This window comes from Gammaproteobacteria bacterium, from assembly GCA_034522055.1.
In the GTDB taxonomy this organism is placed as follows: domain Bacteria; phylum Pseudomonadota; class Gammaproteobacteria; order JAABTG01; family JAABTG01; genus JAABTG01.
Genome location: JAXHLS010000002.1, coordinates 41,534 through 66,477, shown reverse-complemented (window position 1 = coordinate 66,477; position 24,944 = coordinate 41,534). Strand labels below are relative to the sequence as shown.

Below are 24,944 nucleotides of genomic sequence, written 5' to 3'. Positions count from 1 at the left end.
CCGCTGCGCTTGACCTGCCCTACATCGCCGTAAGGATGCGTAGGGTGGAACAAGCGCAGCGGTTCCACCGTTGCAGCGGCATGGTGCTGCTCACCCCGGTTCCCGGCCGGCAGGTCCGCTGCGCTTGACCTGCCCTACATCGCCGTAAGGATGCGTAGGGTGGAACAAGCGCAGCGGTTCCACCGTTGCAGCGGCACGGTGCTGCCCACCCCGGTTCCCGCCCTGCAGGTCCGCTGCGCTTGACCTGCCCTACATCGCCGCAAGGAAGCGTAGGGTGGAACAAGCGCAGCGGTTCCACCGTTGCGGCGGCATGGTGTTGTCCCGGTTCCCGCCCTGCAGGTCCGCTGCGCTTGACCTGCCCTACATCGCCGTAAGGATGCGTGGTGACGTAGCCCGGATAGCGGTTGGAGCGCCGTGTGGGGTGCTCCCGGGTTTGCTGACCCTGCTCAGCCGAGGACGGCCTTGAGCTTGTCCAGGGCGGCGTCCAGGTTGGCCATGCTGGTGGCGAAGGACAGGCGCATGTAGCCCGGTGCGCCGAAGGCCGAGCCGGGCACCAGGGCCACGCCGGCCTCCTGGAGCAGGAACTCCGCCATCTCCACGTCGTTGCGCACCCCATCCATGCCCGCGATGGCCTCCTCGAAGCTGGGAAAAAGGTAGAAGGCCCCCTGGGCGGGCAGGCAGCGCACGCCCTTGATGGCATTCAGGCGTTCCAGCACGCTGTCGTGACGCTCCTTGAACACCCCGATCATCTCACCGATGAGGGACTGGTCCCCGTTCAGGGCTGCCACCGCGGCCTTCTGGGCGATGGAGGTGGGGTTGGAGGTGCTCTGGGACTGGATCTTCTTCATGCCCTTGATCACATCCTCCGGCCCGGCGGCGTAGCCGATGCGCCAGCCGGTCATGGAATAGGCCTTGGAGACCCCGTTCAGCACGATGGTACGTTCGTATAACTCGGGTGCCACCATGAGGATGTTGCTGAAGGGCTCCTGGCCCCACACGATGTGCTCGTAGATATCATCGGTGCAGACGAGGACATTGGGGTGGCGTTTCAGCACCTCGGCGATGGCCCGGAGTTCGTCCCGGCCGTAGCACACGCCCGTGGGATTCGACGGGCTGTTGATGAGGAACATGCGGGTCTGGTCGGTGATCGCCGCCTCCACCTGGGAGGGTGTGACCTTGAAGCCGGTCTCCATGCCGGCGCGCAGGATCACCGGCTCCCCATCGGCCAGCATCACCATGTCCGGGTAGGATACCCAGTAGGGCGCCGGGATGATGACCTCCGCGCCCGGGTCCAGCAGGGCCTGGGCCAGGTTGTAGAAGGCCTGCTTGGCGCCGCAGCTGACGATCACCTGGTCGCGGCTGAACTTCAGCCCGTTGTCCCGCTCGAACTTGTCCTGGATGGCCTGCTTGAGTTCGGCGATGCCGTCCACCGCGGTGTATTTGGTGAAGCCCTCGTCCAGGGCCTGCTTGGCGGCATCCTTGATGTGGTCCGGGGTGTCGAAGTCGGGCTCTCCGGCGCCGAGACCGATGATGTCATGGCCGGCCGCGCGCAGTTCGGCCGCCCGGCTGGTGACGGCCAGCGTGGCGGAGGGACGGACTCGGCGGATGCGGGCGGAGAGGGGGATGTCCACGTAATGTCCTCTGTGACGATCTGTGTAATGGGGCAGTAATATACTTTAGCCGCCGGGCCTCGCGTAACCCGCAGGGGCGCACTTTCCCAAATTTCTGCAATGGGTTACCGCTTTCTCCGGCCGGCCCGTCGACGTTAAGGTTCAAACCATGTCCAAAGCCTTCGAGCTCTGCTCCAACTACCAGCCGGCCGGCGACCAGCCCGCGGCCATAGAGGCCCTCGTGGCGGGCCTCGAGGACGGGCTCGCCCACCAGACCCTGCTCGGCGTCACGGGCTCCGGCAAGACCTTCACCATGGCCAATGTGATCCAGACGGTGCAACGCCCCGCCATGGTGATGGCCCCCAACAAGACCCTGGCGGCCCAGCTCTACGGCGAGATGCGCGAGTTCTTCCCCAGGAACGCCGTGGAGTACTTCGTTTCCTATTACGACTACTACCAGCCCGAGGCCTACGTGCCGTCCTCCGATGTGTACATCGAGAAGGACGCCTCCGTGAACGAGCACATCGAGCAGATGCGCCTGTCGGCCACCAAGGCCATCATGGAGCGCCGGGACGTGGTGGTGGTGGCCACCGTGTCCGCAATCTACGGCCTCGGTGATCCGCAATCCTACCTGGGTATGGTGCTGCACCTGGCCCGCGGCCACACCATGGACCAGCGCACCATCCTGCGGCGCCTCGCCGAACTCCAGTACACCCGCAACGATGTGGAACTGCGGCGCGCCACCTTCCGCGCCCGCGGTGATGTCATCGACATCTTTCCCGCCGAGTCCGACGAGGAGGCGGTGCGGGTGGAACTGTTCGACGACGAGATCGAGTCCCTGGCGTACTTCGACCCCCTCACCGGCGAGGTGCGCCGCCGGGTGCCGCGTCTCACCATCTACCCCAAGAGCCACTACGTGACGCCGCGCCAGACCGTGCTGGATACCATCGAGGCCGTCAAGGTGGAGCTCAAGGAACGCCTGGAGCATCTGCGCTCCGTGGACAAGCTGGTGGAGGCCCAGCGCCTGGAGCAGCGCACCATGTTCGACATCGAGATGATGAACGAGCTGGGCTACTGCAAGGGCATCGAGAACTATTCCCGCTACCTGTCGGGACGCAATCCCGGCGAGCCGCCGCCGACCCTGCTGGATTATCTGCCCGCGGATGCCATCGTTTTCCTGGACGAGAGCCATGTCACCGTGCCCCAGATCGGCGGCATGTACCGCGGCGACCGTTCCCGCAAGGAGACCCTGGTGGAGTACGGCTTTCGCCTGCCCTCGGCCCTGGACAACCGGCCCCTGCGTTTCGAGGAGTTCGAGCGCATGGTGGGCCAGATCATCCATGTCTCCGCCACCCCCGGCCCCTACGAGCTGGAGCATTCCGAAGGTCAAGTGGTGGAGCAGGTGGTGCGGCCCACCGGCCTCGTGGACCCGGAGGTGGAGGTGCGTCCCGTGGGTACCCAGGTGGACGACCTGCTGTCGGAGATCCACCTGCGGGTGGCCGCCAAGGCCCGGGTGCTGGTCACCACCCTCACCAAGCGCATGGCCGAGGATCTCACGGACTATCTGGCCGAGCACGGCGTCAAGGTCCGGTACCTGCACTCGGACATCGACACCGTGGAGCGCATGGAGATCCTGCGGGACCTGCGCCTCGGCGAGTTCGACGTGCTGGTGGGTATCAACCTGTTGCGGGAGGGCCTGGATATCCCCGAGGTCTCCCTGGTGGCCATCCTCGATGCCGACAAGGAAGGCTTCCTGCGTTCGGAGCGCTCCCTCATCCAGACCATCGGCCGGGCCGCCCGCAACCTCCACGGCCGCACCATCCTCTATGCCGATACCATGACCGGCTCCATGACCCGCGCCATCGACGAGACGGACCGGCGCCGTACCAAGCAGGTGGCCCATAACCTGGCCCACGGCATCACCCCCAAGTCGGTGGAAAAGGCCGTGGCCGATGTCATGCAAAGCGGCTTTGCTGGTGCGCCCATGCCGGCCCGGCGCTTCGCCAAGGTGGCCGAGGAGATGGAACAATATGCCGCCCTCTCCGAGGCCGAATTGCACCGCCGCATCGAGGCCCTGGAAAAGGACATGTACCGGGCCGCCGACAACCTCGACTTCGAAGAGGCCGCCCGCCTGCGAGACGAGATCCACCACATCCGCAACGCCACCCTCATTCCGGGGACAGTATACTAATTAGTGCCTGCACGAAAACCCGTATTTCCCGGCAAATTCCCAGCGTGACACTCAGGTACTGATGGCCGGTGTTCCACCTTGGCGACTGTTTTGAGATGCGTGGCGTCATCCAATGCGAATGCTTCGCATTGATGGTGATGTGCAGACGCTCCTCTCCTGTCCGCGTGGCGCGGTATCGGCTTCGGAGCGCTGCTCAGGCAGCCTTTCGGTAGGGGCCGCGCCTTCGCCGCTCCCGCTCTTGTTCTTGCTGACGCAGCAGCGCGCCAAGGCGGTGAATGTTGCGTGCGAGCACGGCCAGCGCCACATAGCGCTTGAAGCCCTCGATGCCGTGGTCCGGACACTTGTCCAGACCATGAACCTCCAGGGCATTGATGGCCGACTCCACCGCCGAATGGCGATGGCGCAGGCGCAGAAATTCCTCATCACTCTCGCGCACCTTGTCGGCCTGAGAGAGACGACCCTTCTTCGGCAGGACCACCCGCTCCAGACGCTCAGCCAAGGCCGCCTGGTTGGCTGGACTGTGGAAGCCCTTGTCCATGCTAACAGCGCGCAGTGGCGCAAATCGCTCCTTCGTCTCCTCAACCATCGGCACGGCCACCTGATCATCGGTGCACATCTGCATCACCTGGTGGTGCAGGATGAAACGGTCGCTGTCCTCCATCACGCACACCCGCAACCCCAACTCCACCGGCACCCCGGCCTTGCCCTTGCTGATCCACTCGGTGTGGGGCTCGAACAACGAGAAGACCTTCTCATTGTGGGGGATGCGCTCGCCCTGGAGCACGCGGCGGCGGATCTGATCGATCTGCCGATTGGCGTGGGTCATGAATTCATCAAGCTCGCGCAGCAGCCCCTCGCTCAGCGCACAGGAGGCCGGCACTTTCTGGCGGATCTGCTCGGCACGGGTCAGGTGGTCCTCGGCCAGTTCCAGGTAGGTGCCGTGGGCCTCGGCGATATCCTGCAGTTTGGCTTGACGCTTGTCTTCGTCCTTGGAGGTGGAGTGTTTGAGCCGCTGGACGATTCGGTACTGGCGCTTAAACTGGCGCTGATGGTGGGCATGCTGACGCCAACCGGGCAGCGCGTGGAGTTCGGCCAGTTCGGTGCTCAAATCGATGACCTTACGGATGGCGTCGAGCAGCAAGTTGATGTCGGTGGGGAAATGCACATCGGTCTCCACCACGAACGAGTCACAGCGCCCGACGAGCCCTTCTTCTAGGTTTTTTTTTAGCGCCTTGTGCCCCGCACGCACCACCTCTTGATTGATCCGGTCCAGGAGCTCCGGGGTGAACAGGCGCAGATTATCCCGTAGCGTCTGCATCGGGTAGAGATAGGTGTCGGTCCAGTCGCCGTGCCCGAGGAACTGGCGGATCGTGTTGTGCTCGTTGGCCAGTTCCCGGACCCTGTCGTAGTCGGCACTGAGCCCCAGGCGCAGTACGCCAAGCACCAGGATCTTCCACTGCGACATCCCCGGCCGACCGGCGTTAGGGGCCACCAGGACATTTTCTGCCTCGCTATCACGTACCGGGCGCACCTCTTCAAGGATCGCGAAAACCCGCTCGCGCAACGCGGGCGTGGTGTAGATGTGCTGCAGTCCCCGCAGGAGCTGCGGGATGTCATCGCGCGATTTGGGATCGAGCCAAATCGCGCCGATGTCCTGCTCGCCGATCTGCATTTGCGGCTCGATCACCTTGCGCATACGAATTTCATCCTGGCGAAGATTGCGTCTCTCAAGGGCCTTGTGCGCCTGTACCGTCCGGCCCTCACCGGTTACGCCGCCATTATATCAATGCAGATCAATGCGTTACAGATTTATCTTGCAATCCAGCAAACGGAACCGTCGCATTCTTCGCGTCGCGATTATTAGCTTATGCCGTTGATCAATAAACTCTTTTGAGTTTCTCGTGCAGGCACTAATTACGCCTCATTCCGCCTCATTCCGGGGTCATTCCGCGCCTCATTCCGGAGACAGTATACTAATTACGTTATCTCAAACCGTCATGGAGGACACCCGATGCCCAGGATCGCTCGTGTAGTGGTACCCCACTACCCGCATCACGTCATACAACGAGGCAATCGCCGCCAGCAGGTCTTTTTCAGCCCCGCAGATTACCGGGCCTACATCCAGCTCATGTCCGAGTTCTGTGAGGCTGCGGGAACAGCGGTATGGGCCTACTGCCTCATGCCCAACCACGTCCATTTCGTCATGGTGCCGCAGCACGAGGACGGACTGAGGGCCGCCATCGGCGAGGCCCACCGGCGGTATACGCGCCGTGTCAACTTCCGGGAGGGCTGGCGCGGTCACCTGTGGCAGGAGCGCTTCCACTCTTTTCCCATGGATGAGGAGTACCTGGTGGCCGTAGTGCGCTATGTAGAACGGAATCCGAAGGTCGCCGGGCTACGCAGGCAACCGGCGGACTGGCCATGGTCGAGTGCCCGCGCCCATATCGACGGTATCGATGACGAGTTGGTTACGGTGGCACCGATGCTGGAGCGCATCGACGACTGGCCCACCTACCTGAGCACGGAGGGTGATGATGCACTTGTGGAGAAGCATTCCCGCACGGGGCGTCCGCTGGGCTCGCAGGTCTTTGTGGAGAAACTGGAAAGCCTCACCGGGCGGTCCCTTGCGCCGCGCAAGCGGGGGCGTAAGGTTCGAGATGAGACTTAATTAGTGCCTGCACGAAAACCCGTATTTCCCGGCAAATTCCCAGCGTGACACTCAGGTACTGATGGCCGGTGTTCCACCTTGGCGACTGTTTTGAGATGCGTGGCGTCATCCAATGCGAATGCTTCGCATTGATGGTGATGTGCAGACGCTCCTCTCCTGTCCGCGTGGCGCGGTATCGGCTTCGGAGCGCTGCTCAGGCAGCCTTTCGGTAGGGGCCGCGCCTTCGCCGCTCCCGCTCTTGTTCTTGCTGACGCAGCAGCGCGCCAAGGCGGTGAATGTTGCGTGCGAGCACGGCCAGCGCCACATAGCGCTTGAAGCCCTCGATGCCGTGGTCCGGACACTTGTCCAGACCATGAACCTCCAGGGCATTGATGGCCGACTCCACCGCCGAATGGCGATGGCGCAGGCGCAGAAATTCCTCATCACTCTCGCGCACCTTGTCGGCCTGAGAGAGACGACCCTTCTTCGGCAGGACCACCCGCTCCAGACGCTCAGCCAAGGCCGCCTGGTTGGCTGGACTGTGGAAGCCCTTGTCCATGCTAACAGCGCGCAGTGGCGCAAATCGCTCCTTCGTCTCCTCAACCATCGGCACGGCCACCTGATCATCGGTGCACATCTGCATCACCTGGTGGTGCAGGATGAAACGGTCGCTGTCCTCCATCACGCACACCCGCAACCCCAACTCCACCGGCACCCCGGCCTTGCCCTTGCTGATCCACTCGGTGTGGGGCTCGAACAACGAGAAGACCTTCTCATTGTGGGGGATGCGCTCGCCCTGGAGCACGCGGCGGCGGATCTCGATCGATCTGCCGATTGGCGTGGGTCATGAATTCATCAAGCTCGCGCAGCAGCCCCTCGCTCAGCGCACAGGAGGCCGGCACTTTCTGGCGGATCTGCTCGGCACGGGTCAGGTGGTCCTCGGCCAGTTCCAGGTAGGTGCCGTGGGCCTCGGCGATATCCTGCAGTTTGGCTTGACGCTTGTCTTCGTCCTTGGAGGTGGAGTGTTTGAGCCGCTGGACGATTCGGTACTGGCGCTTAAACTGGCGCTGATGGTGGGCATGCTGACGCCAACCGGGCAGCGCGTGGAGTTCGGCCAGTTCGGTGCTCAAATCGATGACCTTACGGATGGCGTCGAGCAGCAAGTTGATGTCGGTGGGGAAATGCACATCGGTCTCCACCACGAACGAGTCACAGCGCCCGACGAGCCCTTCTTCTAGGTTTTTTTTAGCGCCTTGTGCCCCGCACGCACCACCTCTTGATTGATCCGGTCCAGGAGCTCCGGGGTGAACAGGCGCAGATTATCCCGTAGCGTCTGCATCGGGTAGAGATTAGGTGTCGGTCCAGTCGCCGTGCCCGAGGAACTGGCGGATCGTGTTGTGCTCGTTGGCCAGTTCCCGGACCCTGTCGTAGTCGGCACTGAGCCCCAGGCGCAGTACGCCAAGCACCAGGATCTTCCACTGCGACATCCCCGGCCGACCGGCGTTAGGGGCCACCAGGACATTTTCTGCCTCGCTATCACGTACCGGGCGCACCTCTTCAAGGATCGCGAAAACCCGCTCGCGCAACGCGGGCGTGGTGTAGATGTGCTGCAGTCCCCGCAGGAGCTGCGGGATGTCATCGCGCGATTTGGGATCGAGCCAAATCGCGCCGATGTCCTGCTCGCCGATCTGCATTTGCGGCTCGATCACCTTGCGCATACGAATTTCATCCTGGCGAAGATTGCGTCTCTCAAGGGCCTTGTGCGCCTGTACCGTCCGGCCCTCACCGGTTACGCCGCCATTATATCAATGCAGATCAATGCGTTACAGATTTATCTTGCAATCCAGCAAACGGAACCGTCGCATTCTTCGCGTCGCGATTATTAGCTTATGCCGTTGATCAATAAACTCTTTTGAGTTTCTCGTGCAGGCACTAATTAGTATACTGTCCGTATGCCGTAACAGGCTGATTAACTAGCGGGTTAGAGTCCCGCCAAAGGAGTTGCTCGTACACCTTTGTAGTGTCGCGGAGCGGCGTCCGGGTAACCGGGGGTCGTAAGTTACGTAGATGCAAAACCGCAGGCCGCAGCGCAAGCGAACCGAGATGTAGCCTCGTGAACAAAGTGAAGATGCCGACCCGGTGGACAGTCGGGGAAGGCCGCTGTTGGTGGGAGGAGACAACGAGAGCGTCCCGCTGAGTCTTCCGGGGTAGTACGGGTGGCATGTGGTGGAAGTTGATTGGTCCCAGTGCGGGAGGCCCGCGGCGGTGGCAGGTGAGAACTGCCGACGGTGGCGTATAAGGCCAGTCCGAAGTCGTCATCGACCGTCGTGGGAGTCGGAGGGGTTCATAGTACCGATTGAGGGTCTGGGACAACATAACCCGACCTGAGGGAAGGGACCCTACTTTGTGCACGCAACCGAAACGCAGAGGGTCAGGAGATTGCGGCGATGTCGCTAACAACTCCGGAAAAGATCAGGACGCTGCAGAGGAAGCTCTACGTCAAGGCCAAGCAAGAGCCGGCGTTTCGCTTCTACGCCTTGTATGACAAGGTCTATCGGGCAGACACTCTCGGTCACGCCTATGATCGTGTCAGGTCCAATCGGGGCGCGCCAGGAATCGATGGTGTGACCTGTGAGGCCATCGAGGCGGGGGTCGGAAGAGACGCCTACTTGGCGGAATTGCAACGGGAACTGGAGCAGAAGACGTACGGCGCGGACGGCGTGCGTCGGGTCTGGATACCCAAGCCGGATGGCAGTGAGCGCCCATTGGGGATCCCCACAATCCGGGATCGGATCGTACAGATGGCGCTCAAGCTGGTGGTGGAGCCGATCTTCGAGGCTGATTTCTGCGAGCACTCCTATGGATTTCGCCCGCAGCGCTCGGCCCATGATGCGGTGAAGGCCGTCACCGACGGCCTGTTTCAGGGAAAGACCCAAATCATCGATGCGGATCTATCGAAGTATTTCGATACGATCCCGCACGCCAAGCTCATGGCCGTGGTTGCCGAGCGCCTTGCCGATGGGGGCGTCCTCGCCCTCATTCAGCAATGGCTCAAGGCCCCGGTCATCGAAGAGGATGGGCGAGGCAAGCAACGCCCGAGTGGCGGTAAAGGGAATCGGAAAGGGACGCCGCAAGGCGGGGTTGTTTCCCCGCTGCTGGCCAATCTTTATCTACATCTGCTGGACCGGATTTGGGAACGGCACGACTTGGAACGGCGGTTAGGGGCTCGCCTCGTGCGTTACGCTGACGATGCCGTGATTCTGTGTCGTGGGGACACCGCGCCGGCCATGGCGGTGCTTGAGACGGTGCTGACACGCCTGGAGTTGACGCTCAACCGGGGGAAAACCCACGTGGTCGATGCCCGCCGACAGGCGTTCGACTTTCTTGGCTTCAGCATCAAATGGGCACGCAGCCGACGAACCGGCAACGGCTACCCTCACGTTGAGCCGAGCCGCCGCGCCGAACGAAGGATCAAGGCGCGCATCAAGGAACTCACCGCGCGGCGCCGCACCCCGGTGCCGATGCCGCGTATGATCACGGAAGTGAACCAAGTGCTACGCGGCTGGTCGGGCTACTTCCACTACGGCAACTGCACCAAGGCTTTCGGACGCGTCCGGTGGTTCACTGAGGAACGCGTGCGTACCCAACTGCGGCGGCGTCACAAAGTGCGCACTCGCACGCGCGGTTACGAACGCTTTCCCTACGCCCACCTCCACGACGCCCTTGGATTACTCAAGCTATCCCATAAAGCAGGCTGGCGCTCAGCGCATGCCTTGGCGTGAAGCACATCGGAAAGCCGTGTACGGGAGAACCGTATGCACGGTTTGATGAGGGAGGGCTGGCCCTGGTGGCTAGGGCCCGGCTATTTAGGCACCGCCAAACGAAAGGGGCGGGAACCGCTAAGCCGGACCTACGGGCGTTAGGGCCTGCTCTCTACTCTACCCGAATTTGGGCTTGATTTGAGCCTCATGGCCGATTAACTTTCTAGTTATTGCATCATGGATGCGGCCCCGTCGCCATCATTCCGGCGCCAGCCGGACGAAAGCGCGTAGCGCAGCGTGTAATCCGGCGACATAAGTGACAAGGATTGTCGAATGCCACCATCATATTGTCCGATAACTCTCCGCCGCTTTATCCCTTCTGGGCTAGGCGCAACCGTGCCGGCGATCCCCAGCCCGCGTTATCGCCATCGCCCTCGGGGCCGCGCCATCGTCTCCAACGGTCGCTTTCTGAATGCCCGGCGTGTCCGGCGACTCGTTTGTTTCAGTCTGGCCCCTACTGCTGCCATTGCCTGGCTGCCCCGGTCATTTGCACGGGACGGCAAATTGCCCCTTCGATTGTCGGCATATTCCCTGAACCTCCGGATGAAGCGTCTTGGAGAGACGGCGCGGAGGCGGCGAGGATATATCCGGTCCACGGGAATGTATGGAAGAGCACATATTGGGTGGTGCTCCCTTGGAGAGATGCGAGCTTCACGCCTGACGGAGGGGGGTGGATGGATAATACCGTTGTGAATACCAAGCGCGGGTGGATTGGCTGCAACCCCCGAAGGCAACCGTTATGTGCGCTGTTGACACTGCTCTTGCTGGAGCTGCTGTTGGCGTATCAGGTGCCCGGGGACCTGTTGACCCAGTCGCCCATGCTCGCTCGACTGGTGGGGTTGGTGGAGCAGCTGGCGCCAGTGATCGGAAAGGTCTCCGTGTATGGATCAGAGAACGGGGAGGTGATCAGGGTCTATTTGGCCCTGACCCTGCTGGTGGTGCCCGTCAAGGTGTGGCTTTTTTATCTGTGGCTCAACAGCGACAGGAACGGCATTTACCGGTATCTGGTGATCACTCCCCTCACCACCACCAAACCTGCTGGCGGTGACAACTTCGTCACCGATCCTCTGCGTCAGGCGCGCGCACGTGAGCCCGAGACCAAGCCGCGGTCGGCGTTCAGTCGGGTGTTTTGGTCGACGTTGATCCTGCTGATTACCTCTGGGATTTGGTGGGCCATATTGGGTTCGGAGAATACCACCAGTCCACAGGCTAAAGGGTTAAGTTTCTATAAAGATATTGCATCTGGAGAATTTGGGATGTGGTTTTCCTGGGTGCTAAAATATCTAATTTTTGCGTCTTTCCTATTTGCAGTCTCCATATGCATCCTGAGGGACTATATGATTCTACTGGGTCGTTGGGCCCGATTACTACGGAGGGTAAACCATGAGTGAACGGGATACGGCCGAACAGTATCGACTGCTGCTGGAGGGCGGCGAGACCACCGTGGGTGCGGCGACTCAGAAGTTCGCCGAACTCCAGGTGCTGCGGCTATTCGGGGTGTTGGAACCGGCATTCCTGGAGACCGTCCTAAAGACCGAGACCGCCATGTCCGCCTTTGTCCAGGTGGCGCGGGTCAACCAATTGCAGGCCTTGATGGACGAGGCCTTCCTGGAGGCTTCCCGGCTGCCGGCGGGCTCCCCTCACAAGGCCTATCATCAGCAATTGGGCCACCAGATCCGCCAGGGTGTGGAGCAGGCCCAGCGGGAGTTTCTGGACCAGTTCGCCGGCTCCCAGAGGGATTTTCGGGTCGCCGTGGGGCAGGTGTTTGGTGTTAGCGGCGATATGTTGTCCACGGTGATGGGCCACGGAGTGGGTGCGGCCATCAGTTATGTCGACCTCAAATCGCAACTGGACGGGGCGGCAAGCCGTGGCGAGCCCCCCTCCGCGGCCGCGGCCATCGTCGCCAACGAGCTGGCCTATACGAGCACCTCCAGTATCGCCGGTGTCACCCGGGTCATGCAGGAGGCGGTGAGGACCGGCAATTTGCGTTTGGCCGGCGGCACGACCCTACAGCTAGGCGGGGGGTCGGTTGTTCATGTGGTCGCTCGAGCCGGTGCGGCGGGGTTATCACTGTGGTTAGCGTTTCAAGGCGGAAAAATTTTTGGAGAAGCTTTTTATAGTCAGTCCTGGTTCAACGAAGGCCTGGCCGATCTAATCGACTACTCCGTGGACCTGTTGACGGTGGATACCGCCCTGGCGGCATACCCCTCGGAGCACGGGTCCATGGCCTTGTTAATCAATGCTCTGGACCCTCAGGTGGACATGCCGCAACTGGTGGACGTGGTGGAGGCAAGCACCAACGAAGCCGAATCCCGGGCCGGGTTGATTGCCGTATACAATCAGTTGGCCGCGCTGCTCGCGCCGGGTGCGCAGCCCTTGGGGCCCGATGGGGACCAGAAGGACTTCCACCGCCGGGTGGTAGAGACCCTACGTGCCGGCCGGGAGCGGTGGTCCCTTGGGGAATTGACAGTCATGGATCTGTCCCGAATGGACGCCGCCGATATCGCTGCCCGGGCTTTGGCCCCGGAGGGTCTCGCCTACCGCTATGCCCTGCTTCATTTGGCGCCCTTCGCCGTGGAAGGGCTGCCGAATCTTTTCGAGGCTTTCAATGATCATGGCCAACTCGACCTGAATAACACGGCGAACGATGGCGGCATGAGTCCCGCGTACATCACGGACCGCGCCACCATGCTCGAGAAGCTCATGACCCGTAACCGGGCCAATGAGAACTATATCCCGGGGGACATGACAAACGCCTATTACCTGGATATGGACTCCGGCATAGCCATGCTCACGGAGGCGGCCGCCGACGGTTTTCTGTTCCTGAAGAACAGGAAGCCAGGAAGGGATACGGCTCGATATCTTTTCGGACCTACCGAGGGCGGTGGTGAGCTGTATGGTGGTGAAGTCGGTGACCATCTCTACGGCGGCGGTGGCGGTGACAGTCTCTACGGCGGTAAGGGGGATGATCGGCTGGAGGGGGGGCAGGGTGCGGATCGCCTCTACGGTGGCCCGGGTAATGACGTGCTGGCGGGTGGGGCGGGCGACGATATTCTCCTCGGCGGCCATGATCCGGCGGCGGGCCCGGGCTCCAACATGCTGCGGGGCGGTCGGGGTCGGGACATCTACTTCGCGCGTCCCGGCGATGTGGTGGCGGACAGCGATGGCGACGGCCTGGTGTTGTTCGGCGGCCAGGTGCTTTCGGGGGGCGTGGCCGAAACCGTCGGGATCCCGAGCTACACCAGCGCCGATAAGCGCGTCCACTACGCGTTGGCCGGCACGGTGCTGACTGTCACCCGCGCCAGCGGTGGGCAGCTCACCATCGAGGATTTCCAGCCGGGTGAGCTTGGCATCGTGCTGTCCGATGAGGCGCCGGAGGCGGTGACCTACACCCTGTTCCATGGCACCTCGGGTGACGATCGGGGCGCCACCATCCACGACGTCGAGGACGGCGTGGCCGGGGATGGCCAGGCCAACCAGCTGTTCGGCTACGGGGGCGACGATGATCTCTACGGCCAGGATGGCCCCGACATGGTCCTCGGCGGCCGAGGCGACGACTACCTCGATGGCGGTACCGGTGATGATTTGCTCCAGGGGGGCGCCGGGCGGGACGTGCTGCGGGGCAACTGGGGAGATGACCGCCTGCTGGGGGGCGGAGAGACCGATGTGCTGTCGGGAGACAGGGGCGATGACGTGCTGAAGGGGGGCGCGGGGGGCGATGCCCTGTTCGGGGGCAGTGGTGCGGACGTGCTGCACGGCGGTGCGGACAACGACATCGTGTTCGGCGAGGGCAGCGCCTACGCCACCGGGCGCGATTGGGACATGCGGGTGGTGCTGCGCCCCCGGGCCGCGGACGAGAAGGCCAAGGCGGTGCGGTCCTCGAGCCTGTCAAGCGCGGTGGCCCTGGGCCCGTTGGATATGTCCAATGGCGACCTGGTGCTGCAACTGCCGGGGGCGCCCCACGCCGCGGGTGGCGCGGACCATCTTTATGGTGGAGCCGGAGACGATTTTCTTCATGGCTTCGACGGCGCCGACGTGCTGGTGGGGGGCGCCGGCGACGATGGCCTGTTCGGGGACTGGGACGACGACGTGGTGGTGGGCGGGGCCGGTCACGACTTCATGGTGGGTGGTGCGGGAGACGACACCCTGCTGGGGGGCGCGGATCACGACGCCCTGTGGGGCAACGACGGCGATGACACCCTGGCGGGCGGTGGCGGCCACGACCTGCTCCACGGTGACCACCCGACGGCACCAGGGCAGACCGGGGATGACGTCCTCTACGGCGACTGGGGCGATGACGATCTGCACGGCGGGGCGGGTGACGATGTGCTCCATGGCGGCGCGGGTGCCGATCGCCTATGGGGCGGGTCGGGGGCGGATGCGCTGTACGGGGGCCGGGGCGACGACCACTACTATTTTGCCCCGGGGGACGGGCAGGACCTCCTCCGGGACACGGTAGGGACCGACACCGTACACTTCAGCGGCGGCCTCCACCTGGGGCAGCTGCAGTTTGGCCTGGCCGGTGGGGCGCTGCACATCGACTACGGCGACGGTGACAGCCTCACCCTCGCCGGCTGGGCCGCCAGCAGTGTGGACACCCTCGACGTGGGTGGTCTGGTGCTGGTGCGCCGGGACATCGAGCGCTTCGCGGCCCTGGCGCCCCCCGCGGCCCTCGTCGCCGGCACCCCGGGCACCGACGAGGAGACGGCCACTGCGGGGGACGACGTGCTGGTGTTCCAGGGGGGCGATGATGTCTATCACGGGGGCGCGGGGGACGACAGCTACCTGGTGGCCTCAGGGCTGACCGCTGAGGTCACCATCGTGGACGGCGCGGGCGCCGATAGCCTCAGCTTTCTCGGCGCCGGTGACGTGGCGAACCTCGCCATCACCCGCGCGGGTGACGCCCTGCGCCTCAGTCATGGCCCCAGCGACGTGATGCTTCCCTCCTGGGTAGACCATGGGCTGGCCGAGGTGCGGCTGGCCGAGGTGCGCTTGGGGACCGGTCCGGTCCTGACGAGGGCCACCCTGGACCGCTATTTCCACAACCGCGCCCCGGCAGTGGGCGCGGCCCTGTCCCCGCACCATGCCACGGTGGACGCCCCCTTCGCCTTCACGCCGCCCGCGGGGGCCTTCGTGGACGCGGACGGGGACCCCCTGAGCTATCGTCTGGACATCACCCGTCAGGGTGGATCCTTGCCCGTCGAGTTGGACTGGCTGGCCTTCGATGCCGCCACGGGGGCCCTGACCGGGACGCCGGGGGAGATGGATCAGGGGCGTTTCACCGCCCACCTGACGGCCATGGATCCTTACGGCGGCGCATCGGCCCCCCAGTCCTTCGCGCTGGACGTGGCCCTGCCGCGGGAGCGCAACCCCCTGTATGCCACGCCGCCGGATGCCCGGGCGCGGCCCCTCGCACCCTTTCGCTATGAACTGCCCTTCGCGCCCACGCTGTTTCTCACCATCGCGGCCGACGAGAACCCGGGGGCGGGCCATGCCCCAGAGGGCACGTGGTTGGAGACGCAGATTGCCTTCCACCAGGGGGTTATTCAAACGCCCCTTCGTCATATCACCGACGGTATGCGTCTTGCTGATTTGCCCATGAACGACACCCTTATTATGGTGGGTGATGACGACGGCGGAGAGACTCCCCCTGCCATCGTGCCAGACTGGCTCCATTACGATGCCACGACCAATGCCCTGTACGGCACCCCGTCGACGGACGATATGGCCCGTTTCGAGGTGCGTCTCCAGGTGCGGAATCACGAGATAGCCCTGCCCGAGCACATCATCGACATCACCGTGCCGGGCCTCGATGCGGTGCCGGTGGTGGCGGTGCCGCCCGAGGCCCCCGAGGCCATTGCCGGCGCGGTGTTCTATTACGCGCTGCCGGCGGAGACCGTCGCCAGCGGTGACGGCAGCCCCCTGAGCTACCGTGCCCAAGGGGCCGATGGCACCTCGTTGCCCGACTGGCTCACCTTCGACGCCGCCACCCGGACTTTTCACGGCACCCCCGGCCCGGAGGCCGTAGGGCCCCTCGCCCTGGAGGTGGTGGCCACGGACGGTGACGGCGACGCCCTGCCGGTGGAGCTGGCCGTGACGGTGGCCCCCGGGCCGGCCGCCCCCCCGGCCCGCGTGCTCACGGGCGGTGCGGAGGCGGATGTGCTGGTGGGCGGGGCGGGGGACGACGTCCTGGACGGCGGTGGCGGCGTCGACGTGCTGGTGGGAGGGCCGGGAGCTGACCACTACACGGTGGACCACCCCGACGACCGGGTGCTGGAGCGGCCGGGCGAGGGCGTGGATACCGTGGTGCTCGGCCACCCCAACGGTCCGGGTGCACGGCTGGCGGACCACGTGGAGCGCCTGGTGGTGTCCGAAGCGGCCCGCCAGACCATGGGTCAGTGGGGCATAATGGGCCCGTGGGAGCATGTGTATTACCGCCCCCGGGCCTACGGCAACGCCCTGGACAATCATATTACGGGCGCGGCCTATGACGACGTGCTGAAGGGTTTCGAGGGCGACGACGTGCTGGTGGGCAGCGACGGCCTGGACGAGATGTACGGCGGGCCCGGCGCGGACACCTACCGTTTCGGCGCCGGCCTCACGGGGGAGAGCGAGGTGCGCCTCGGGCCCGGCGACCGCATCGAGCTGGTGGGCCCGTCCCCGGACGAGGTCACCGTGAAGCGGGGGCACTTCCACTACTCGGATGCGCGCCTCGGCGATGAGCGCCGGACGTACTGGCGTCCCGGGCTCGGCCGCGGCTTCGGGCTCCACACGGGAGGGCTGACGGTGGGCAGCCAGGAGGACTTCTTCAGCCCCGCGGGGGCGGACACCAGCGGCTTCGCCGGCATCGACTTCGACATCAACGGCGACGGCAGCGCCGACGCCCACTGGAGCGCCGCCGACATCGCCGCGCGCCTCACCACCCCTACCCCCGGGGACGATACCCTCTATGCCTTCGACGACGGCATACCCCTATACGGCGGTGCAGGCAATGATCGCCTCCATGCCGGAGCCGGCGACGACACCCTGTACGGCGGCGCGGGCGACGACACCCTGGTGGCCGGCTGGGGCGACGACCGCCTGGAGGGCGGGCCCGGCGACGACGTCTACTTGTGGGACGAGACGCTGGCCCTCGGCATGCTGGGCTTCCCCACCGGTCACGACCGCATCGTGGACAGCGCCGACGACGACACCGTGCGCTTTTCCACGATGCGCCGGGACCATCTCGCCTTCGCCCGAATCGGGGACGACCTCGTCATCCAGGGCCCCGGGGACGATGCCTCCCTCACCGTCGCCGCGTGGTTTCGTGACGACACCCAGCGCATCGAGCGCTTCACCACCGCCGCCGGCGACACCCTGGTGGACACCCAGGTGGCCCTGCTCATCCAGGCCATGAACCAGTTCGTGGCCGACGATCCCGGCATCGACACCTGGCACCAGGCCGTCCGCGAGCACCCCCAGGACACCGCCACCCTCCTCGCCGCCCACTGGGAGCCCGCCGCCTCGATGTCGGGATGAATCCCGACCCACATCCGTGCCACAGGAACGCGCCGTGGGGGGTGTTTGTAGGTCGGGCTTCAGCCCGACAGACCTAGGTCGGGCTTCAGCCCGACAGCCCGCGGAGGGTTCCGACCCGGCCCGTGGTGCGTGCGGCGGGGCTTGGATGTCGGGATGAATCCCGACCCACATCCGTGCCGAAGGAACGCGCCGTGGGGGGGTGTTTGTAGGTCGGGCTTCAGCCCGACAGACCTAGGTCGGGCTTCAGCCCGACAGACCTAGGTCGGGCTTCAGCCCGACAGCCCGCGGACGGTTCCGACCCGACCCGTGGTGCGTGCGGCGGGGCTTGGATGTCGGGATGAATCCCGACCCACATCCGTGCCACAGGAACGCGCCGTGGGGGGTGTTTGTAGGTCGGGCTTCAGCCCGACAGCCCGCGGAGGGTTCCGACCCGGCCCGTGGTGCGTGCGGCGAGGCTTGGATGTCGGGATGAATCCCGACCCACATCCGTGCCGAAGGAACGCGCCGTGGGGGGGTGTTTGTAGGTCGGGCTTCAGCCCGACAGACGGCTGAGAGCAAAAACGCAAACCACGAAACACGCGAAAGACACAAAAGATAAACTTAAACGGTAACTACGAAAGACGCGAAAGGCGCGAAATGTAATGGGTGATCAGGGGCCTGCCGTCACCGTGCAAGCCTGGAGCCATCGCGGCCACATTCCCATGCCGCATGGTATAGGACTGGCCAGGGCAGGGCCGCATCCGGCACCCATTATGTCGTTCCTGATCTTTCGTGATATTTCGTGTGTTTCGTGGTTAACCTTCGCGTCTTTCGCGTATTTCGTAGTTGAAAAAGATTCTGGATTGGATAAAGAGGTGATAGGGAGGGTGGTCTCGCCCCCCGGCCGCCCGGGTTCTTCCAGGCCCTCGCCCTTGCCTGATCTGCCGGCCAGGACCCTTTCGTTCATTTCGCGTGTTTCGTGGTTGAAAGGGGGGTTGAACGGAAACGGTTCCTGACACCTTAAACTCTGCGACGGCAAAGGTGACTTGCCCCCCGGGGGGCATTCGAGTATCTTTCCGCCCTTCCACAGGCGCGTAGCTCAGCGGTAGAGCACCACCTTGACATGGTGGTGGTCGGTGGTTCGATCCCACTCGCGCCTACCAACAAAAACAAGGCCTTACGGAATGTCCGGCCTGCCCAAAACCCAAGGATGGCGGCCCGGATCAACCACAGATCAACCGGATCCGCCTCGGATCCACCAGTCAGGGGATATCAGGAAAAACCCTCCCTCGGTTGGTAGGGTTTCAAGACAACGCAAGGAGGCACCCCATGCGCATCCTCACCCGCCGCGTAGGCGAAGCCCTCCGCATCAATGACGACATCACCGTGACCGTGCTCGGAGTGAAGGCGAATCAGGTGCGTATTGGGGTGGAGGCACCCCGGGACGTCCAGGTGCATCGGGAGGAGATTTACCAGCGTATTCAGGCAGGCGAACCGCCACCAGGGGCTCCCCCACCTATACACCGGAATCTGGATAACCGCTCCTGGGACCGCTCAGGGCCTTCCGGGGGGCTTTTGCGGAGGATGCTGCCAGAGGGCCGGCACGGGGTTGTGGGAAGCTTCCAACTCAGACCCGCCTTGGGAGTGGAATTTATGGTGAGACACATCGCACATTCTGATGTTGATCCCCCGATTCTTGTTGACTAGCTTATATCTAGGTAGATATATTGTTCGCCCTATTTCTCCATGATGATGCGGTAGCAGACCTTGATACCCTTTGGCTCACCGACTTTGACGTTGCGAAAAGGATTACGGTTCTGCTCGAAGAACTGAAAGGGAATCAAGGTCTCTTGGACCGGCTTACTCAGCACAAGTACGGTGCGAATCGTAGCGCTGACTTCGACGTGAGCAAGTGGCAGGAACAATGGCATAAGGGCCGGAACCTGTGGCGATTGAAGATTTGGGATCTCGAGGACACTGGACTTCGCTACCGGGTCATCTACGCCTTTGATCCCAAGAAGCATCATTACTACATACTAGCTGTGGCGCCACGCAGTTTTAATTATGCGGAGGCACATCCATTGACCGTGCGAATCAGGCGAGCTTATGAAGAACTCTGATCGAAAGTATCCGACGCTGGGAAAAGTAGACGAGACATCAACCGAACTGGCTCCAGGCAGGGTATTGGCTTTCGAGGCTCCCGCTGAAAGGATTAACACTCCTGAAAAATACACGGAGATTGATGATCTAGTTAAACGTTGGAGTTCAGATCCAGAGAAAGCAAAGGGGCTGAAGGAGGCAAGGCAGTGGATTGCCGTTACATTCCATGAAGGCGAGGGCGTTACTGTTCGCACGCTTAGGCTTCGAAAAGGCTTGTCTCAGGTTGAACTTGCGCGGGAGATATGCACTAGCCAATCACACATAGCTCGAATCGAGCGCGGGAATGACAATCTGACAATAGATACTTGCCGACGACTCGCAGGAGCCTTAGGTGTTGATCTGAATATTATCGATTTAGCCCTGAGGCGCCAAGAAAAGAATAATAATGAAAAGTGAGATCTCAATGAACGGACGTCATATCGAGATAATCTATTGTGACGACATTCGCCACGAAGTGGGTGGTAAGGTGTCGCTTATTGGGATTTATTTTAATGTCTTGTTCGTTAGAGAATTCCCCGTCTCACTTCCGAAGCTATGTTTTTTCGCAAGGCTTATAAGCCCCTTGGACCATCCGATTCGCTCTTTGACGCTTAGGATCTTCAAGGACGATGATCTCTTGAAAGAGTTTTCTATCGACGATGATCTTTTGAGTATAGATGCTCCGTCCTTAGAAGAATCGCCAGACGAGAACCTTGCAGACCACGCTACAGTCCATCAGTTTAATGTCGTCATATCCCCAATTGTCCTTGAAGAACCCGGCAAGATTCGCGTTCACGCACAGACAGAAGAAGGAGAAATGAAGGCATTGTCTCTTAGGATTGAACAGATGGAAGAGCAGGTTTCAAACGAAGACTGCGGCGGGTCGTCATAACCCCCCAAGACCCCACGCCTGGGACAGCAATCGCCAAACCTGTCGGGTGGTAACCGATCGCCTCTCCCCCTTCCTGGTGGATGGTAGCGGCACACGCCTGCCGGCACCCCTGAAGGCACGCGGGAGGCCACACGGACCCCTTCCCTTGCCCGCCGGACCTAGCCAAGCGCGACGGCGCAGGGCGGCGGCGCCTGGAAGCCGCCACCGAGGCGGGCGCCCTGGGGAGCAACCCCTGGAGCGCTTGCCCTCTCCGTGTCCCTACCAAGCCCCGCTCTGCCGAGGCTTTTTGTGGGTGGGTGATGCAGCAAGCCTGGTGGTTGAGGGGCCCCTCCAGTTCTGGCGCAGGTCACTTAGCCCTTCGTCCACCTCTTCAGGTTCCAGGCCAGCGGCCTCCAGTGGGGCCGCCAGCCAAACGGTGATCTCCGCTACTCACTTGCTCCCCGACAATCGGCGTTAACTCTCATGGCGATACACGCCACCCAAAATGATGAAAGCGGAGCGCGTATCGCCATGTTCGTTCCCTCACCCCGTCCCTGTACTCCGGGCATCCTGCCCTTCGCCCTGCGGGCCGCGCCGAGGCGCGTTCAAATCCGTTCCCGACGGATTTGTCCCAGAGGGAGAGGGGGAGTTCGTGCTTCGCGACTTTCACGTTAAGGACGATGCAGCGATTCTTCGTTGCTCGGGGGGCGGGTGACGCGCCTTACTCGTGTGGGGCTTTATCCTCGCGGCAAAAACATCATGCAGTATGTTCAGACTCAGTATCGCAATTACTCGGGTGTTAGCGGCTGAGTAAATCCGCGCATAAATGGCGAAGGTCGCAGTCGCAGGTTCAGGCGGCGTGACTCGGCCTCAGCGCGGATAGGTCGCCTCGACTCAAGCCAGGTCACGCCGCCGGGGTGGGCTTAAGAGTCGGCTCAGAAGGTCAAGTCATCGTCGTCGACTTCAAAGGTCGTTATGCGTTCTTGTTGCATGAGCTCGACCAGCTGCCGATCGTATCGGCTCCAGATGGCATCGCGGAGGTCGTCGATAAAGTCATAGACTGCCAATGCCTGCTCTGGCGTCCAGTAGTCCGGTATCGGGGGACGGGTCATGATTGGGCCCCTTTGTTGGATTTGGCGGCGGCTCGGCGCCGCTGTGCCTGTTGCTGCTGTCGCTCCTTGGCCTCCTTGAGCCGGTAGGATTCACCTTCGATAGTGAGGATCTCGGAGCGGTGTACCAGCCGGTCCACGAGGGAGACCACGCAGGAGGCGTTGGGAAAGACTTCACCCCATTCGGCGAAGGGCCGATTGGTGGTGACCAGGGTGGATTTCTCCTCGTAGCGGCGGGAGACGATCTCGAACAGCAGATCGGCATGGCGATTGGAGTAGGCGAGATACCCCACCTCGTCGACCACCAGGAGTTGAGGGCGGGCGTAGCGGGCGAGGCGCCGCTTGAGGGCGCTGTCGCCGTCCTGGGCGGCCAAGTCATTGAGCATCTGGCCGGCGCTGGTAAAGAGGACGCTGTGGCCGGCCAGCACCGCTTGATGGGCGATGTTGCGGGCCAGGGTGGATTTGCCCACCCCGTTGGGTCCCACCAGGATGATATTGACCGCCTCGGTGAGGAAGTCGAGGCGCATCAGCTCACTGACCAGTTCCCGGTCGCAGCGGCTGGGCCAGCCCCAGTCGAAGTCGGCCAGGGGTTTGAAGCGGCCCAGCCGCGCCCCTTTCATGCGCCGCTCGAGGCTGCGGTGGGCGCGTTCCTCCTCTTCCCACTGGATCAGGGACTCGACCCAGCCAGCGTCGGCGCTCTCCTCCCAATGGCTCAGCAGGCCATGGAGCTTGAGGGCCGTGGCCCGTTCTTTCAGGGATGCGTTAGGGATCATTCGGGCTCCTCCTGGGTATCGTCTTCGGTTTCGGGCGGGGTGGACTGCAAGGCGTCGTAGCCGCCCAGATCATGGGTGCGTACCACCAGCCCTCTGGCACGCGCGTGGTCGATGCGTACCCCCACCCGGGGCGGCTGGTTTCTCGCCTCGCGTCTACGCTGCAGGGCGATACGCACGCCATTGGGGTGGGCCACCCCCTGGGCCAGGCTCTCCTGGATGGCCGCTTCCAGCTCGGGGGCGCCGTAGGCATCGAGGAGGCGCAGCAGGGCTGCGGTGATGGCGCCGAGGTTGTCGCCGCGCTCGGCGGCCTGGACCAGTAACTGCCGGCTGGCCGGTGCGGCCTGGGCCAGGTGGTCCTGGCCGCGATGATGTCGGGCCTGGCGTTTGATCTGGACCAGCGCCTCGATGTGTTCCGGCTGTTCGATCTGCCGGCCCTTGTCGTAGCTGCGCGGGTGGCGGGCGATGACGTCCCCGCCGTCGAGGATCCGCACCTCGGTGGGGGAGGCCGAAGCGGTGAGGGTGCGGCGCACATGGGTGTGGGGCACGCTGTAGTCGTTGCGCTCGAAGCGCGCGTAAGGGGTCTTGCCGATGTGGACCTCGACCCGCTCGTCGGTGGGATAGGGGTTATGGGGCAGCGCCAGCAGGGGCTCCTGCTCAAAGGCCTGGCGCACCGAGAGGGCACGATCCTCCGGACAGGGCCGGTCCATGGCCCAGCCGTTGCACCAGGCCTCGGCCTGGGCGTTGAGATCATCGAGATCGGTCCATTGGCGCGCCGCCCAGAAGTTATCGCGTACCGTACGGATGGCGCGCTCCACCCGCCCCTTCTCGTTGCCCCGGGCCACCGCCACCGGACGGGGCTCGAAGCGGTAGTGGGCGGCGAACTCGAGCAAGGTGGGATGGAAGCGGATGGCCTCACCCTGGCGCTCCAGCACGGCGCTTTTGAGGTTGTCGTAGAGCAGGACCTTGGGCAGGCCGTTCCAGGCAGTGAAGGCCGCCTCGTGGCCCCGCAGGAAGTTGGCCATCTTGGCACCGAGGAAGAAGCGCAAAAAATGCGCCGGGAGTAGCTGAGCACCATGACAAAGGCCATCAGGGCATGGGTTGCGCGGCCGATGGTGAGCTTGCCGAAATGGCCCCAGTCGATCTGTCCCTGGTCGCCGGGCAGGGTCTTCAGGCGCAGAAAGGCCTCGGGCCGGGGGCGTGGCCGGTAACAGGCGAGCTGATGGCGGAAGTGGTCGGGGCCGCCGGGGTAGCCCCGTTCACGCACCATGCCGTAGAGGCGGCTGGCGGTGAGCGTGGGGAACTGCGCCAGGGTGTCGGTGATGAACGGCAGATAAGGATCGATCATCGACGGCTGCGCAGCCCGCTCGACCTTCGGCATGCCGGCCTGGGAGAGCACCCGATTGACGACGTTGTGGTGTACGCCCAACTGGCTGGCAATGGTGCCCACCCGCCACTTCTCGACGTAGTGATAGCGCAGGATCTGCGCCTCTTGTTCTTTACTGATGGCCAATGCGTTTCTCCTCATCTCGTGGCCGGGCGGCTCAAGGGGGCTGAGCCCGGGCGCCTGGTGGCCCCTGTCGGGTGACTGTTCCGAGCGCAGCGGCGGCGGTGGCGCGATGAAGCGGGCCGGTACGCAGGAAGGGCCCGCACTCACGGCCGCAGAAGTGGCAGTGAATGTGCGCCCTCATCGGCGCGCCATCCGCACCGCGGCGGCCAGCCGGCCTCGCCGGAACGGGGGGTAGTGGATCATGAGGGGACGGGGCCGGGGAACCCTGATGCGTCACTTTCTGCCTTCTCGCCCGGTAGCGGCGTTGCCGCGCGGCATGCTTGTGCCGGCCATTGCGGCTCTGCTGGTAGCGCCAGCCGGCGGCCCGCAGAGACGCGCTTCGTGCCGCCTGCGCACACCCCTCAGGGCAATAGATGTTGCCGCGGTCACAGCCACTGCAAATCATCACCTGACGATGACAACGGGCGCAGTTGTACAGGCGTGCAGGGTTCTCCATCGGCGATCCAGGCCGATGAGGACTTGATTGTCAGGGGAAAACGAGAAATAGTGTGCGGGCACGTGCTCTGCACGGCCCGGGGTGCGATACCGGGGTCGACGGCCAAGTCAATTACACCCGGTATCGCACCTGTCTCAACGGCCCCTCTTCATCTACCCGATTCCGGCACTCTTGTCACCGGTTGCTTGCCGCCGCACGCCTGCCGGCTCAGCGACTGGTTGGCCTGGCAATCAATCCTTCGCCAGATATGCGCGGGTTTTTACAGCCAGCTACACTCGGGAGG

Annotated in this window: 12 protein-coding genes, 1 tRNA gene and 3 pseudogenes; 10 read left to right on the top strand and 6 right to left on the bottom strand. The window is 63.4% G+C overall.

Features of this window, described 5'->3' with window-relative positions; all coding sequences use genetic code 11:
* Positions 1-446 precede the first annotated feature (446 nt).
* Complete coding sequence (locus U5S82_00505; protein ID MDZ7750155.1) at positions 447-1,631, bottom strand: pyridoxal phosphate-dependent aminotransferase; 1,185 nt, start codon at positions 1,629-1,631, stop codon at positions 447-449.
* 148 nt (positions 1,632-1,779) lie between these two features.
* Here U5S82_00505 and uvrB point away from each other — a divergent pair, with 148 nt between their 5' ends.
* Positions 1,780-3,801, top strand: coding sequence for an excinuclease ABC subunit UvrB (gene uvrB / locus U5S82_00500; protein ID MDZ7750154.1), 2,022 nt, complete (start codon positions 1,780-1,782; stop codon positions 3,799-3,801).
* Positions 3,802-3,994: 193 nt separating this feature from the next.
* Here uvrB and U5S82_00495 read toward each other — a convergent pair whose 3' ends face one another.
* A complete protein-coding gene (locus U5S82_00495; protein ID MDZ7750153.1) occupies positions 3,995-5,497 on the bottom strand; it encodes an ISNCY family transposase in 1,503 nt (500 codons plus the stop codon).
* 315 nt (positions 5,498-5,812) lie between these two features.
* Between U5S82_00495 and U5S82_00490 the strand changes: the two genes are divergently transcribed.
* Positions 5,813-6,469, top strand: coding sequence for a transposase (locus tag U5S82_00490; protein ID MDZ7750152.1), 657 nt, complete (start codon positions 5,813-5,815; stop codon positions 6,467-6,469).
* A gap of 193 nt (positions 6,470-6,662) precedes the next feature.
* Here the strand turns inward: U5S82_00490 and U5S82_00485 are convergent.
* Positions 6,663-8,166: pseudogene (locus tag U5S82_00485) on the bottom strand (ISNCY family transposase).
* A 729-nt stretch (positions 8,167-8,895) separates the two neighbouring features.
* Here U5S82_00485 and ltrA point away from each other — a divergent pair.
* The 8 genes and pseudogenes from ltrA (at position 8,896) to U5S82_00445 (ending at position 20,797) form a co-directional block, all read left to right on the top strand.
* Positions 8,896-10,230 (top strand): group II intron reverse transcriptase/maturase, encoded by a 1,335-nt coding sequence (ltrA, locus tag U5S82_00480; protein ID MDZ7750151.1) that lies wholly within the window; start codon positions 8,896-8,898, stop codon positions 10,228-10,230.
* 713 nt (positions 10,231-10,943) lie between these two features.
* Complete coding sequence (locus U5S82_00475) at positions 10,944-11,660, top strand: hypothetical protein (protein ID MDZ7750150.1); 717 nt, start codon at positions 10,944-10,946, stop codon at positions 11,658-11,660.
* A complete protein-coding gene (locus U5S82_00470; GenBank protein ID MDZ7750149.1) occupies positions 11,653-17,787 on the top strand; it encodes a putative Ig domain-containing protein in 6,135 nt (2,044 codons plus the stop codon). Before U5S82_00475 ends, U5S82_00470 begins: the two co-directional genes overlap by 8 nt.
* A 1,067-nt stretch (positions 17,788-18,854) precedes the next feature.
* Positions 18,855-18,929, top strand: a tRNA-Val gene (locus U5S82_00465).
* A 166-nt stretch (positions 18,930-19,095) separates the two neighbouring features.
* Positions 19,096-19,257 (top strand): annotated as a pseudogene (gene csrA, locus U5S82_00460) (carbon storage regulator CsrA).
* A 236-nt stretch (positions 19,258-19,493) separates the two neighbouring features.
* On the top strand, positions 19,494-19,886 hold the full coding sequence (locus U5S82_00455) for a hypothetical protein (protein MDZ7750148.1): 393 nt from the start codon (positions 19,494-19,496) through the stop codon (positions 19,884-19,886).
* A complete protein-coding gene (locus U5S82_00450) occupies positions 19,873-20,322 on the top strand; it encodes a helix-turn-helix transcriptional regulator (GenBank protein MDZ7750147.1) in 450 nt (149 codons plus the stop codon). Before U5S82_00455 ends, U5S82_00450 begins: the two co-directional genes overlap by 14 nt.
* Positions 20,312-20,797, top strand: coding sequence for a hypothetical protein (locus U5S82_00445; GenBank protein MDZ7750146.1), 486 nt, complete (start codon positions 20,312-20,314; stop codon positions 20,795-20,797). The genes U5S82_00450 and U5S82_00445 overlap by 11 nt, the downstream gene beginning before the upstream one ends.
* 914 nt (positions 20,798-21,711) lie before the next feature.
* On the opposite strand, the gene U5S82_00440 is transcribed toward U5S82_00445, so the two are convergent.
* From U5S82_00440 to istA, 3 genes and pseudogenes are all read right to left on the bottom strand, one after another.
* Positions 21,712-21,888, bottom strand: coding sequence for a hypothetical protein (locus tag U5S82_00440; protein MDZ7750145.1), 177 nt, complete (start codon positions 21,886-21,888; stop codon positions 21,712-21,714).
* Positions 21,885-22,658, bottom strand: coding sequence for an IS21-like element helper ATPase IstB (gene istB, locus U5S82_00435; GenBank protein MDZ7750144.1), 774 nt, complete (start codon positions 22,656-22,658; stop codon positions 21,885-21,887). The genes U5S82_00440 and istB overlap by 4 nt, the downstream gene beginning before the upstream one ends.
* A pseudogene (gene istA, locus U5S82_00430) lies at positions 22,655-24,183 on the bottom strand (IS21 family transposase). The gene istB and the pseudogene istA overlap by 4 nt, the downstream one beginning before the upstream one ends.
* Between the last annotated feature and the right edge of the window lie 761 nt (positions 24,184-24,944).

What these genes read in the sequence shown, in the direction of transcription:
- U5S82_00450 (MDZ7750147.1), top strand. Translation starts at nt 19,873, where the DNA reads ATGAAGAACTCTGATCGAAAGTATCCGACGCTGGGAAAAGTAGACGAG.
- U5S82_00495 (MDZ7750153.1), bottom strand. Translation starts at nt 5,497, where the DNA reads ATGCGCAAGGTGATCGAGCCGCAAATGCAGATCGGCGAGCAGGACATC.
- U5S82_00475 (MDZ7750150.1), top strand. Translation starts at nt 10,944, where the DNA reads ATGGATAATACCGTTGTGAATACCAAGCGCGGGTGGATTGGCTGCAAC.
- uvrB (MDZ7750154.1), top strand. Translation starts at nt 1,780, where the DNA reads ATGTCCAAAGCCTTCGAGCTCTGCTCCAACTACCAGCCGGCCGGCGAC.
- U5S82_00440 (MDZ7750145.1), bottom strand. Translation starts at nt 21,888, where the DNA reads ATGACCCGTCCCCCGATACCGGACTACTGGACGCCAGAGCAGGCATTG.
- ltrA (MDZ7750151.1), top strand. Translation starts at nt 8,896, where the DNA reads ATGTCGCTAACAACTCCGGAAAAGATCAGGACGCTGCAGAGGAAGCTC.
- U5S82_00490 (MDZ7750152.1), top strand. Translation starts at nt 5,813, where the DNA reads ATGCCCAGGATCGCTCGTGTAGTGGTACCCCACTACCCGCATCACGTC.
- U5S82_00470 (MDZ7750149.1), top strand. Translation starts at nt 11,653, where the DNA reads ATGAGTGAACGGGATACGGCCGAACAGTATCGACTGCTGCTGGAGGGC.
- istB (MDZ7750144.1), bottom strand. Translation starts at nt 22,658, where the DNA reads ATGATCCCTAACGCATCCCTGAAAGAACGGGCCACGGCCCTCAAGCTC.
- U5S82_00445 (MDZ7750146.1), top strand. Translation starts at nt 20,312, where the DNA reads ATGAAAAGTGAGATCTCAATGAACGGACGTCATATCGAGATAATCTAT.